The organism is Agriterribacter sp. (genome assembly GCF_035497235.1).
Taxonomy (GTDB): Bacteria; Bacteroidota; Bacteroidia; order Chitinophagales; family Chitinophagaceae; genus Agriterribacter.
Genome location: NZ_DATJEB010000006.1, coordinates 235852 through 248479, shown reverse-complemented (window position 1 = coordinate 248479; position 12628 = coordinate 235852). Strand labels below are relative to the sequence as shown.

10 protein-coding genes and 1 tRNA gene are annotated in these 12628 nt (G+C 41.7%); 2 read left to right on the top strand and 9 right to left on the bottom strand.

Annotation, left to right across the window (positions count from 1 at the left end; translation table 11 throughout):
- Window positions 1-139: 139 nt before the first annotated feature.
- The 3 genes from istB to VL121_RS01920 form a co-directional block, all read right to left on the bottom strand.
- Window positions 140-895 carry an IS21-like element helper ATPase IstB gene (istB, locus tag VL121_RS01930; RefSeq protein ID WP_325401584.1) on the bottom strand — a complete coding sequence of 252 codons (756 nt, stop codon included), beginning with the start codon at window positions 893-895 and terminating at the stop codon, window positions 140-142.
- Between the two features lie 32 nt (window positions 896-927).
- Window positions 928-2463, bottom strand: a complete 1536-nt coding sequence (gene istA / locus VL121_RS01925; RefSeq protein WP_325401582.1) for an IS21 family transposase — start codon at window positions 2461-2463, stop codon at window positions 928-930.
- 351 nt (window positions 2464-2814) lie between these two features.
- Window positions 2815-3630, bottom strand: coding sequence for a hypothetical protein (locus VL121_RS01920; protein WP_325401580.1), 816 nt, complete (start codon window positions 3628-3630; stop codon window positions 2815-2817).
- 771 nt (window positions 3631-4401) lie between these two features.
- Between VL121_RS01920 and VL121_RS01915 the strand changes: the two genes are divergently transcribed.
- Window positions 4402-4947: a helix-turn-helix domain-containing protein gene (locus tag VL121_RS01915; protein ID WP_325401578.1), complete on the top strand. Its 546-nt coding sequence runs from the start codon at window positions 4402-4404 to the stop codon at window positions 4945-4947.
- 366 nt (window positions 4948-5313) lie between these two features.
- Here VL121_RS01915 and VL121_RS01910 read toward each other — a convergent pair.
- A tRNA-Lys gene (locus VL121_RS01910) sits at window positions 5314-5386 on the bottom strand.
- A 243-nt stretch (window positions 5387-5629) separates the two neighbouring features.
- On the opposite strand from VL121_RS01910, the gene VL121_RS01905 reads away from it, so the two are divergent.
- Window positions 5630-6448 carry an SAM hydrolase/SAM-dependent halogenase family protein gene (locus VL121_RS01905; protein ID WP_325401576.1) on the top strand — a complete coding sequence of 273 codons (819 nt, stop codon included), beginning with the start codon at window positions 5630-5632 and terminating at the stop codon, window positions 6446-6448.
- Window positions 6449-6501: 53 nt separating this feature from the next.
- Here VL121_RS01905 and VL121_RS01900 read toward each other — a convergent pair whose 3' ends face one another.
- The 5 genes from VL121_RS01900 to VL121_RS01880 all read right to left on the bottom strand — a co-directional run bounded on the left by VL121_RS01900 (window position 6502) and on the right by VL121_RS01880 (window position 12593).
- Entirely contained in the window at window positions 6502-7296 is a 795-nt protein-coding gene (locus VL121_RS01900; RefSeq protein ID WP_325401574.1) for a glycoside hydrolase family 16 protein, read from the bottom strand.
- A gap of 278 nt (window positions 7297-7574) precedes the next feature.
- Window positions 7575-8387 carry a 5'-nucleotidase, lipoprotein e(P4) family gene (locus VL121_RS01895; RefSeq protein ID WP_325401572.1) on the bottom strand — a complete coding sequence of 271 codons (813 nt, stop codon included), beginning with the start codon at window positions 8385-8387 and terminating at the stop codon, window positions 7575-7577.
- Window positions 8388-8454: 67 nt separating this feature from the next.
- A complete protein-coding gene (locus VL121_RS01890) occupies window positions 8455-9687 on the bottom strand; it encodes an alkaline phosphatase family protein (protein WP_325401570.1) in 1233 nt (410 codons plus the stop codon).
- 69 nt (window positions 9688-9756) lie between these two features.
- Window positions 9757-10656 (bottom strand): metallophosphoesterase family protein, encoded by a 900-nt coding sequence (locus tag VL121_RS01885; RefSeq protein ID WP_325401568.1) that lies wholly within the window; start codon window positions 10654-10656, stop codon window positions 9757-9759.
- Between the two features lie 122 nt (window positions 10657-10778).
- Complete coding sequence (locus VL121_RS01880) at window positions 10779-12593, bottom strand: RagB/SusD family nutrient uptake outer membrane protein (protein ID WP_325401566.1); 1815 nt, start codon at window positions 12591-12593, stop codon at window positions 10779-10781.
- Between the last annotated feature and the right edge of the window lie 35 nt (window positions 12594-12628).

The window sequence follows — 12628 nt, the reverse complement described above, 5'->3', positions numbered from 1 at the left end:
CTTGCGCCATTTTAAAATGACCCCCTGAAAAAGTTTTTCAAAAGGGTGTAAAAAAGACCTTAAGAAAACGGGGTAAAAAGTGAGTAAAGAACTGCTGTGTTGTAAAACGAAAATAAGGATAAGTTTTTGTCCCTTGGTTTTATAAAATTGATTCCATTGCCGTGTTATTTGTTCTTTGTTTTTTTCTTAAAGATTCACCATAGAGTTCGATGCGGATGGATTGATGAACGATCCTGTCCATAATGGCATCAGCGATGGTTTTTTCCCCGATCACTTCATGCCACTTTTTTACGGGTACCTGTGCTGTTATAATTGTAGAACGTTTACCATGCCGGTCTTCGATAATATCTAAAAGCAATGTTCTGCTGCCCCCATCAAAGGGTTGCACACCAAAATCGTCCAGTATCAAAGCATCCTGCTTTTCTATTTTCGACAACTCTTTTAAATGTGCCCCATCTGCTTTGGCCATTTTCAGATGTGACATGAGCTTTGCGGTGTTGGTATACAAAACCTTGTATCCCATCAGGCAGGCTTGCTGACCCAGGGCCGATGCCAGAAAACTTTTTCCCGTACCAGTGCTGCCGGTGATAAAGAGATCTTCTCCTTTTTTAATAAAATCACAGGTGGATAAACGCTGTACCTGGTTTTTGTCCAGCCCCCGGTTCTCTGCATAATCCAGTTGTTCTACACTGGCGCTATAGCGGAAGTTTGCGTTCTTAAGTCCTCTTTGCAGCGAACGATGCTGCCGGTCATCCCACTCGCTTTGTATTAAATGATGCACCAGTTCATCATTGGTAAAGCTGTCTGTTTTGCCGGATTCAATACAGGCTTTAAATGCAGGGTGCATGCCTAAAAAACGCATGCGCCCCATCTTTTCTAAACTGTCTTTGTTCATTGCTGTTGATTTTTATGAATGAGTAAATATGGCTACTGGTAATAATCTTCGCCACGGATATTGTCATGGGTGGGCATGTTGTTGCCATCGTTTGAAGATGGCTGCTCCTCGTCTAAGGGGATAAAATCCGCTTTCGATTTTAATATGCGTTCTATAATACCAAAATTGTACACGTTAAAACTATCAGCCCTTTTGCAGGCATTGATTAGCCTTGTTTCACCAACCCTTTTTTTATAATTGATGATTCCCTGGCAGGCCCGGTAATTTTTTTCAGGGTACTCGTTTCGGGATAAGACTTTCTTAATGTACTCCACTACTGCTTCGCCAATAAGAGCACTATCGGCAATAAATTTTTCAGGATTCCACTCCGTGGGATATTTATGCCAGGAAGCAAGGTGATCGTTGTTCTGTATGTATCTTTCTTTACCAAAGGAGCGTACATGTACGGCGATGATCTCATGCTCGCTAAAGGCTTCTACTTTTGTACGGTTGTACATCAGTTTCACTTTTATTCCAATAAATTTATAAGGGACACTGTAGTAGCGGTGATCCAGAGTGACAAAACCGGTTTTACCCACAGTTGCCATTTTGGAAAACATAGGATCATAGGGATATGGATTTAGGGGCTTCAATACATTTTTTTCCAACAGCTCAAATTGCTGTAACCTGCTGTAATCACATCCGGTAAGCAGGGTGTCATTATGGGCTTGTAGATGAAAAAGGATATCGGCATTCAGTGTTTCTAAACTGGTATATACCTGTTCATCTATCTTAGTAAAGATGGTCGTGTAGATTATTTTTACGGCACCTTCTACCAGTGCTTTGTCTTTGGGCTTATATGCTCTTGCCGGAAAAATATAGGTGCTGTAATGGGCTGCAAATGCAGCAAAGCTGTCGTTGAGCTCAGCTTCGTAACGGCTGGCTTTCTTTACCGCTGAGCGTAAATTATCAGGTACAATAACTTCTGGTACACCGCCATAAAAATGCAATGCAGCCTGGCACGCTTCTATAAAATCTTCCTTCTTTTGTGATGCAACCGCCATTACAAAAGTATACTGGCTACAGCCAAGGATCGCCACAAAAACTTCTACTTCCTGTACCTCACCGGTGTTTACATCTACTATCTGTAACTTCTTGCCGGTAAAGTCAATGAAGAGCTTATCGCCTACTTTATGGGGTACGCGCATGGATGGCTTGCTCATGCCCAGATAAATGTTCAGTCGCACCAGGAAGGCGGAATGCTTGTATCCATCAGGGTACTGGCTGATGTAATCAGCATAAATCATCTGTTTGGTAATGCCTCGTTTTTTGAGCTTGTCCGCCAGAACAGGCAACAACGCTTCCAGGTCGGTTACCCGGCTGCTGATTGTTTTGGGCTTTACGATTAAAAATGCAGTAGCCATTTGGCGGTCACTCATCGCTTCTACACGCCCAATGGTGAGTTGCAGGCTGGCAAATTGTATCAAATACTTTTTAACGGTGTTGCGCGATATACCTGTTGCCTTGTTGATAAATTTACTGCCTCTGCCTTCAGCATAAAGTCGCAATAGCTGTCTGATCTTGAACATATCAATTGGTTTGTTGGACATTTTTACCTGGGTTGTTTTGTTTAAAACAACCGCTTATTATCCTACAAAAACAACTGCTCTTTACTTCTTTTTACAGGGGGGCAATTTAAGCCGGTATCAGGGGGTCATTTTAAAATGGCAGACCGGGGTCACTTTGATTTGGCGAACGGGGGTCAATTTGAGTGGATTTTCCACCTCCTGTGTCTTTATTTTTTTTCTAATATTTCCCATGATTGCTGCATTTGATGATTATAATTGCCTTTACTTTCGTGCAAAGGATTCCCATTCACCTTCCGGTGTTTATTTTTGCGGTGATAAAGGAACTGGGATCACCACTGGGACTATGTCGCGTTATATTTTCCGACCTTGTTGCTTATCGGGGGAATCATCAATGCGCGCGGATTGCTTTGTCGATCTTTTCCGCTCAAGGCGCATTAGTTCTGCTGGAAGATTTGTATTTAAAATAGATTCACCTTCTTTTAAGCGGGGAATAATCTTTTCGTGGATACTATGCTTAAGCGCTTCTATTCCTTTTGGCGACTTTAATATTTCGGCAATTGGTTTTATGAGTCTTACACGATAATATTGTTTGTTGGGAATACCATACAGGATGCTGTCTTTCTGGTGTTTTTCCATTCTCTTATTAAACTTTTCACGTTCTTTTTGTGATAGGTGTTTATCGAGTAGGTCATCGATGTAATTTTCAAGGTTCATAGGAACTGTGAGCGTCTTGCCGTCAATTACAGTCTCAGGATATACTGCTGGTGGAAGATTTTTGCAATATTCTTCTGCCTTTCGGATATCAGGAACATCATCCTGTTTGAATGGCTGGTAAATCGTACTTCCGCCACGCCCATCGCTTTTGACAAAGGCAACCTTTTGATTGTCCACATATAGGTTTGCAGTAAAGGCAGTAGTTTCTTCACTCATATGTTCTGCGACTTTTATATTTCTTAATTCTATCTGCATAGCTGTTCTATTTTGATGAATGGGTTGTTTTTGTAGTTCGGCAAGGCGGTTAAAGAAGTCCTGTATTGTTGCAGGATTCGATGCGCCTGCTTCCTGAAACTGTCGTATAAAATCTTTGTCCGGTTCGCTATAAGGATTTGGATGGTAAACAAGCGCCTTATCAGTTCCTATTCTTACCTTATATTTTTCGTCGTCCATATTTTACTTTTGAAGGTTAAAAGGGATGGCCACTACCGCGGCTGTTTTTTTAAGAGTTAGTCTAAGTGAAAGCAACTGATTTCCCGGTTTTATTGGACTGTGTGATACAACGAAGTGTTTCCTTATTGATGGAAGAGGGAAAAATGTGTCTGCATGTTTTACCCTTAATCCTATCTGAAAGAAGTAACGTGTCAGCCCTAATTGGCAAAATATCTTCTTTTCCATTCGTAGGGGTCATCGGATTCAGTTTTCATTTTTGAAACAATTGCTAAAGGTTAAACTCAATGCAAAAATGAAAGTTGCTGAAAACTAAAAGTGTGAGATATTGGGAGATGGGAGATTTTTTTTTAAGATAATGATAAAACGAAACAGAATCTATATTGCAGAATTTATATGAAATTGCGGACAATAACAATCCGGAGCAAAAATAATATGCTAATGATAGTTGACACAACAGAGAGCAAGCTCCGATTATTTTTAATGAATCATTGCAGAAGTATCAATTACTTTTTCCTGACGATGTATTGTTGCACGCATTATTAGTTTTATCTCAGAATGAGGTTCCCATTATTGTTCATAGGGATAAACTGAAGTTCGAATGGTTGAGAGTGGATATACTCAAGTTTTACAAAGAGCGAAAAGAAGGATGGGGCCCACCAAACAGATTTGCTGTTAGTTAATATGAAACCTCCGCATTGAAATAGGATATAAAAAATTCTATCTTTGAAATAGCAACACTATGCTGTATTGAATACCAAACAAATGAAAGTAATGTCAGCTAAAGGAAAAGGATTAGAAGAACAGTTACATTCCATCAGAGAAAGAGGATTACAGCTTTATGAAGTTGTTTTTCAAAGGTCTTCAGAAAGAATAGTTTCTTCCAAGCCTGTGCAATATTTAAAAGATAAAGAAGCAACCTTAAATTATGCTGGTTTGGACTACGAATATGTATTTGCTGAAAGCGAACACCATGCTATCGGGCAGGCACAGATGGAATGGGCAAAAGCGAAAAACGAGGAAAAGAAGAGAAAAGGAAAGAGAGAACATGAGAGGTTGAAAGAAGCTATGGAAATGGGCCAAGCCATTTCTCTATCCACTAATGATAATTCGCTGGGCAAACAAATACAAGCTATAAGACAAGATGCCGGATTAACTCAAAAACAACTCGCTGAAAAGGTGGGACTATTAGATGGTAGTATCGTCCGGTTTTATGAAAGTGGGCAAAGCAATCCTTCACTTGAAATTTTACAAAAAAAAGCTGCTGCATGTGGTTACAGACATGAAAATGTATTTAAGAAAAGAGCTATAATAAAATGACTTTCCTGCCGGACCCTAGACATTAAACAAACTCAAAAGACACAAACCTCTTAGCGCAGGGACCAAGGCTTCTTTAACCATTCCGGTTCAGGTCCTAAAATTATCATTGAAATGGTGCTGTACCGGTGCCAGTACAACATCAAAAATGGTAGGTACAGGAAAGGAAAAGACCTGTTAAATAAAAACATTGAAAACCCTAAAAAAAGCAATGTTGTTAAAGCAGGCAAAAAACAAAGTATCTTTGTAAGGATAGTTCAAACAGAGTAAAAAGAAGTCAACTATCAGGGTAAAAGCAGTTCTTTATAGAGTAAATTATAGAGTAAAAAGAAAAGATCGTTGATTTTCAACGATCTAAATCTAAATTAGTGATCCCGCTGGGACTCGAACCCAGGACCCATACATTAAAAGTGTATTGCTCTACCAACTGAGCTACGGAATCTTTTATACCCTCAAAAGTTAAATGATTTACTTTCTGAATGTTAAACCATTTCAACTATTTTTTGGGAGTGCAAAAATAAGGGAAAAAGACATTCTGTCAAACTTTTAAAAAAATCAATGTTTTTTCCTTTTACAGGAGCTTTTACGTACCAACCCATTCATTTCAATCCGTTAAACCATGTTTATTACGGGTGCAGTCGCTTATTTTTGCACGAATATAGTTGTACCATTGCTGATTCCACCCATGCCTTTAATAACACTTACATCAGATATCGGACAAAAAGACTACCTCGCGGGAGCAATCAAAGGCCAGTTGCTGCAAGCCATCCCGGGGTGTACACTGGTAGACATCAGCCATGAACTTACCCCTTTTAACTACCCGCGGGCAGCTTACCTGTGCCGCAACGCCATCAAAAATTTTCCCGACTTTACTTTTCATATCGTGCTGGTGAACCTTTTTGAAAACAGGCACGAACACCTGCTCCTGGCTTTTCATAACCGGCAATATATTTTATGTGCCGATAACGGCCTGCTTACCATGATAGCGGAAGAGAAACCCGAACTGGTAATCGGTCTGCCGATGGATAAAACAGTAACTAAAAACGCTTTGCACATGACCCGCGTTTTTGGAAAAAGTATACAGGCCATCGCTAACGGGCAAAGCATTCATACCATTGGCATTCCCGATATAGAAATACTGGAAAAAAATCCGCTGCGTCCGCTGCTGGGCGAAAACTGGATGGAGGGACAAATTATTTTTATTGACCATTTTGAAAACGTGGTGATCAATATTACCCGTGAAGCTTTTGAAGAACAAAGAAAGGGCAGGCGCTTTACGATTGCTTTTAAAAGAGACGAAGTAATTGAGAAAATAAGCGAAACCTATGCCGATGTGCCGGAAGGTGAAAAGCTGGCCCTGTTTAACGCCGCAGGCTATCTCGAAATAGCCATCAATAAAGGCAATGCCGCCGGGCTGCTGGGCCTGCAGGGCTATGCCGAAAAACAATCGGCGCATTTGCAAAACCGTTTATTCTATCAAACCATACGCATATTTTTTGAGTAGCTCAGGAAACTATAGAAAACCGTATCCTGACCGGGTATGTGCCCAACATACCTTTAATGCTTTTGCTTAAAAGCATAAAACCTTACCCAGTCAATTTCCATTTCAACAGGCAGATCTCCGGGATCAACTTTACCAACCCAACTGCCACCCAATTGCATATCCAGCAACAGGTAATACCTGTACTTATCAAAAGGAAATTGCCCTTCTTTGTCTGTTTGAATACGGGGATAAGCGAACGTTCTTTTATTGTTTATGAAAAAAACCAGGCTATCCGGGTGTAACTCCACAGCGTAATTATTAAAGCCATTGGGATTGATTACGCCGGTTGCTCCCTGTTTCGGTTCTTTTATTTTCAGATTATAGGTATAATAAGAATGTACCGTTTGATAAGCGATAGAATCAAAGTTCAATCTTTCCATAATATCTATTTCGCCGCCATCCGGCCATTTCATGCCCTGCGATAACAACCAGAAAGCCGGCCACGCACCACGCGCCCCATTCAGCTTTGCATATATTTCCAGTCGGCCAAAGCCAAAGCCCACTTTATCTTTTGTGTATACGCCACCAGTTAAATACCTCGCAGTATCGTTCGGCAGGCTATTGTTAACTATACCACGCAATATTAATTTACCATCGCGCATGGCATAGCAACTGTCAAAATCGCTCATATACTTCTGCCAGTCTGAGGTTCCCCGCGGTATTTTCGACCACCGGCTGGTATCAAAACCATTAAGCTGATTAAAATTTTCCTCCCAGCTAAGGTACATTCTTTGGGCATGCTTTGTACCTGCGCATGAGGCGAACACCGCAGTTATAAACAAAAATATCAATATCTTCCTGCGCTTCATTAAATATATTGCTTGTGATTTACGATTATTTTAACGCCATTTTTCTGCTACTCCCAAGGTACGTTTTTTCGTATGCCGCCTCGTCATTAAACAGCGCAACCTGTTCAACCCAGTTCTGTAATTGTAATTCGTGCTGCATATCGGTACAAATTACTATTTTCTTCACAACAGACGCCCGCGGGACAGAAAATCTTTTCTTTAAACACTACTCCTAAAGCAAAAACACTAACGCAAACGATTTCGCAGACAGCAGGTTGAAGTTGCCAACCTTTAAACCTTTAATATTTTTTCAGTCCCCTTATAATAATGCTATCTTTCGTTGCGGGAGGAAGCGTGTGCTGGTATTGGTACAGCATCCCTTCCCAGTCGCCGTACATGGCATTGGGCAGCACAATGAACTTTGTGCCGAACAGGGTGGCATTATCGCGGGTGGCTGCGTTGCGGATGCCGGCCGGTTGCTTATCAAAAACCGCGCTGAAGTCGCTGAGGTTATCACCAAAGAGCATAATGATCTCGTGCGTATCTGCAACGGCTTGCCTGCGCGGCTCCTTGCCGGAAGTGGTGGTTTTAAAAGTAAGATGGCTGTTAACCGCATCCGGGAAACCCCATCGCTGAATATCTTGTAAAGTAGCATCCCGCTCGGCTTCCAGGCGGTTGGTAATATAAAACACATCCACACCCCTGCTTTTGGCATACTTAAAAAATGATAAGGCGCCGGGTACGGTATCGCAGTCCACTCTTTTTGTCCATTCCATCCAGGAAGCATCCGCGTATTCTTCATGCTGCAAAGCAATATGCACCTGGTAGGGACTGTTGTCTAATATCGTTTCGTCAATGTCGGTTACTAACGCTACAGGTTTGCTGTAAGATTGCTGCAGTAAAATATCCAACTGCATTCTTGCCGTATTATACGCCTGGTAACATAAGGCTTTATATTCAGAAGCTTTTTGCTGCCACACCGCTCCCCATAATGGGCCTTGTGTAACCAGTGTAGTATTACTGTTAACAGAAACTGTACGCTGCACTTTACATGCGCCCGCTGTTAAAATAAAAAATAAAAAGATAAACCCGTACTTTGAAATATTATTCATGAATAAAGAATTAGGTGATAGGTATGGGGTATGAGGCACTCACCACTGACTACTCACCACTTACCACTCATTTCCTCTCCGCCACCCACCTGTTCAACATATTACCCGGCGTTTCAATCACTACTTTGTAAAAAGAAGACGGGAGCTTGCTTACATCTATAATGGCTTCCTGTTTTGCAAGCGGAACGGTAGCCTGTAAAATATATTCATCTTTTCCCCCTTCCTTAAAATGATTGGTTGTGCTCAGCCATATCTTCGCATTTCCTTTTTTCTCAAGCGCCTTCCAGGTAATGCGCAGCTTATTATTCAACAGCGAGATGTCAGCGGTGGTGGCATACAATTTCCCGGTTAAAGGCATGCCGTCAATTTCCATTAACCGTTCCCGCGGGATAGAAATATTTAAAAAGTTGGCGATAGAAGGCATAATATCCACCACGCCGGGGTTGCCCGTTTTAAAATAATTGTTCAGTCCTTTGGCATTGGTAACGATCCATGTACTCCGCTCCCTGTCTGATTGTCCGCCATGATGCTTTCCTGATTGCGCATCCCGGCCGTGATCGGTGGTAATATAGATCACCCAGTCTTCTTTAAAATTTTGTTTGCGGTATTGAATTGCCTGCCACAGCCTTCCCATTTGATCATCCATCATAGCCACCGCCTTATAAAACTGTTCGCTATCGCCATACATATGCCCCATATCATCTGTATATTCTAAGTATACCCAGGAAAGGTCAGGCGCTTCTTTTTTAATATGCTCCACGGCATTATTTACAACGGCTTCATCTATGCGATGCATAAAATCCCTGCTCTTATCGTGGGGATAATTTATAGTATCCAGCTCCAGCCCGTCAAAATGGTAATCTAATTTTATGTTGCCGGTAGCAGATAAATTTTCTCCTACTAATTTCGTGCGGTTATCTTCCCAACTGGAAAATACGGCTGTTTTTTTACCGGGATACTGCTCCTCTAAAAACCGGAAGATGGTCCAGTAGTTATAATTAGGAGCGGCAATATCGTTATCCCAAACATTGTGCTTGTTTACCCAGGTGCCGGTAAGTAAACTATTATACCCTACAGCCGAAATAGTAGGCGTTTCCGAATAGCCGCCCTTTTCTCCGCCTACATGCGCTCTTGCATACCCTCCCTCTCTGGCAATGGCATCCAAAGCGGGGGTATTGAGCTTTTCAATTACATCGGCGGATATGCCATCAACGATAACGAAAATGGCTTTTTTGCTGTTTTGGGCAAACCCGCCCATACAAAGGCTTGTCAATAATATAAATACTAAATAATGTTTCATACTAACAAATTTAATGGTTCATTCAGATAGAAGGAATGTGTATTTGTTTCAAAAATTGTATGTTGTTTATTAATGGTTGTGCGGATAATATGCATTCTCCACACTGCCATCGCTGTACAATTTCAAAATGGCGTAGCCCGGAGGAGTTTCCAAATAATAGCCCTCCCCTTTTGACTTTTCATCACCCTTACCCCACCAGTACCCGCTCATGGCGCCATTACAGTAATACCAAACATCATTATACCATGTTTTATCATATAAGTGATTATGACCGCTCAGCATTACCCTAACCTTATCCCGGTGCGTATAAAAAAGATCTTTCAATCTTTTATTATCCGAATGGTTACCGCCAACAAGGATAGGTGTGGCGCCAAAAACCGGGTAATGCGACATCAGCAATGTGGGTGTGTCCGGCGCCGTTTTTTCCAGATCATTTACTAACCAGTCGTATTGTTCCCCATCGAGTGAAATTTTTTCATTGTTGCCGTCTACTATAATAAAATGCCATCCTTTGCGGTTAAAACTATAATAACGGTTGGGTATGGCAAGCCGTTTCACCACATACGCTTTCCCATACATTTCATCTGTTTTGGATGGGGCGGCCCACCAGGAGTCGTGATTACCGATACAACTAAAGATTTCATATTTTTTTACGCTATCCATACATTCATCCCATGCAGCCCATTGCTCGGTTACCCTTTCCCGTTTTATATTGTCATAATCGGCAGCGTGTATAGAATCCCCGCCATTTAAAAAGAAATCAATACCGTGTTTTTTTATATCATCCAGGCATTTCCTGTATCGTGCCGGAATATTTTCTTCCGGGCGGATATGCACATCGGTAATGTGCGCAAGGGTAAGTACAGGTTTTTTCTTCTTATTATTCTCCACCGCAGTGGCAGCATTTGCCGTAAGGATGGAACCCGCGGTAAGCCATCCCGCCTGCTTTAACAAAGACCTTCTTTTCATTCCTTTTTTTTAATGAATAACATTACCGGGAAACCTGTTAACAGGTTTCCCGGTAAATAACAGCGGTAAAGCTAATGCGATAATGAATATCAAGAGATTAGCAAACCGCAGTTTAGCTAACATTAGTTCCAGCCAAAAATTTGTTTTAACGCAGGGTTCAGCGTTACCTGGTTAAACGGAATAGGCCGGTAATAATACTGCGGGTCTTTAAACTGTCTTGGCGTTACTTCCGTAACAATGGTTCCGCCACCATTGCCATTTTTAAGATATACAGTTACATCATCACCAAAAGATCCTGCTTTATAGTATACTAATTTTACGCCCAGCGAATTTTGTTCCTGGAGATCAGAAGACGGTATAGAAGCACTTTTATCAATCAAAATAATATCCGGAATAGCATCGCCGGTCAGGTCATATTTCCCCAATCCCGGAAAATACATTCCATTGGGAATTTTTTCTAACTTTTTTCCGGCGCCCCATCGCATCAAATCATCATAGCGATATCCCTCCATTGCAAATTCTACTCTCTTTTCGCGCCTGATTTCAAGAATAATACCCTGGTTAGCACCGCTTACTGCCGGATATTGAGCTGCAAGTACAGGATCGGCGTTTGCATTAGCCGCAGCCAGGTTTAGTGCCGGTAAACCAGCCCTGTTTCTCAGCAAATTAACCGATCTGTCAAGTCCGTCCTGCGTAAGCGTACCTAATTCGGCCAAAGCTTCGGCATAAGTTAACAATACTTCGGCATACCGGTAAGCAGGATAATCTGTTCCGGCAAGCACCTTCTGATCGGTGCTGTTGATATATCCTTTTAACTGGTGATAGCCTGTGAAGTTTTTATTAAGCCGTTGAATATATGGAGCAGGGTTAGCCGCATTACTGGCTAAAATAAATCCAGGGTATAAAAGCGTTTGCGAAAGCCTTGGGTCTCTGTTTTCAAACTCTTTCACAAATCCAAAGGTTTCGTATCCGGCCTGATCCGTAAACCTTGAACCATCTTTCATTAAATAGGTTTGTACCAGTTCGCGGGAAGGCGATTGTTCATAATCATTAATGCTGTATTTATTATCCCCGCTCCGGTTAAGGTCCTGATCATAAATATTGGCCAATAATACTTCAGGATTACCGGCAAGGCTAAGACTGGTAAACAAAGCGAGATAGTCCGCATCCGGATTCCCCGTATTATGTATTTCATAATTCCCGGAAGTGATAATTTCTCCTGCCACCTGCTGCGCTATTTGTAAAAACGCATCGGCCGAGGCTTGCAAATTCAGTTCGGGATGATACTTCCTGAAAGTACCTTCATATAAAGCTGTTCTTGCATATACCAGCTTCACCACTCCCGCGCCGGGCGTTCCATCGGGAACCGACTCTTTTACATTAGCAGCAGCAAAAGCAAAATCAGCCATCACGCTGTCCATTACAAGAGAACGGGAATCACGCGGCTTATACAAATTTATACTATCCGTAGGATTCAATGTTTGCGAATACCACGGTACGTCTGAATAACGGCTTACCATGCCTGTATAAAATTGTGCACGGTAATACCGGGCCAACCCGGCATAATGGTTTTTCACTTCTTGCGACACTTTTGCCTTATCATAGTTTTCCAGGAAATAATTAATGTTCCTGAGCCGGCCCCAGTTCCAACCACCCGTTATATTTTGAGAGCTGGGTGTTCCCGTCATTATGGATTTTATTTCCACCGCGGCAGTAGTTGCTTTATCATCTGTTCCCTGATCGCTGGTATATTGCCCGGCTCCGGGAATACTCAATAAGCCATTAATATAGGAAGCCAGGTCTTCTTCAGAGTTAAAAAACAGGTCGGGTGGAACTGATGTTTGCGGATAACGATCCATAAAATCCTTCTTGCACGATATTGCCGCCAGCAACAAAAAGCAGGCGAGCAGCGTATATAAATATTTTACTTTTTGCATACATTCATTTTTTAGGTTTGTCACTTACATACAGC

Coding starts and splice junctions, on each gene's coding strand:
- VL121_RS01920 (WP_325401580.1), bottom strand. CDS start 3,630: ATGGACGACGAAAAATATAAGGTAAGAATAGGAACTGATAAGGCGCTT.
- VL121_RS01880 (WP_325401566.1), bottom strand. CDS start 12,593: ATGCAAAAAGTAAAATATTTATATACGCTGCTCGCCTGCTTTTTGTTG.
- VL121_RS01885 (WP_325401568.1), bottom strand. CDS start 10,656: ATGAAAAGAAGGTCTTTGTTAAAGCAGGCGGGATGGCTTACCGCGGGT.
- VL121_RS01905 (WP_325401576.1), top strand. CDS start 5,630: ATGCCTTTAATAACACTTACATCAGATATCGGACAAAAAGACTACCTC.
- VL121_RS01895 (WP_325401572.1), bottom strand. CDS start 8,387: ATGAATAATATTTCAAAGTACGGGTTTATCTTTTTATTTTTTATTTTA.
- VL121_RS01890 (WP_325401570.1), bottom strand. CDS start 9,687: ATGAAACATTATTTAGTATTTATATTATTGACAAGCCTTTGTATGGGC.
- istA (WP_325401582.1), bottom strand. CDS start 2,463: ATGTTCAAGATCAGACAGCTATTGCGACTTTATGCTGAAGGCAGAGGC.
- VL121_RS01900 (WP_325401574.1), bottom strand. CDS start 7,296: ATGAAGCGCAGGAAGATATTGATATTTTTGTTTATAACTGCGGTGTTC.
- VL121_RS01915 (WP_325401578.1), top strand. CDS start 4,402: ATGTCAGCTAAAGGAAAAGGATTAGAAGAACAGTTACATTCCATCAGA.
- istB (WP_325401584.1), bottom strand. CDS start 895: ATGAACAAAGACAGTTTAGAAAAGATGGGGCGCATGCGTTTTTTAGGC.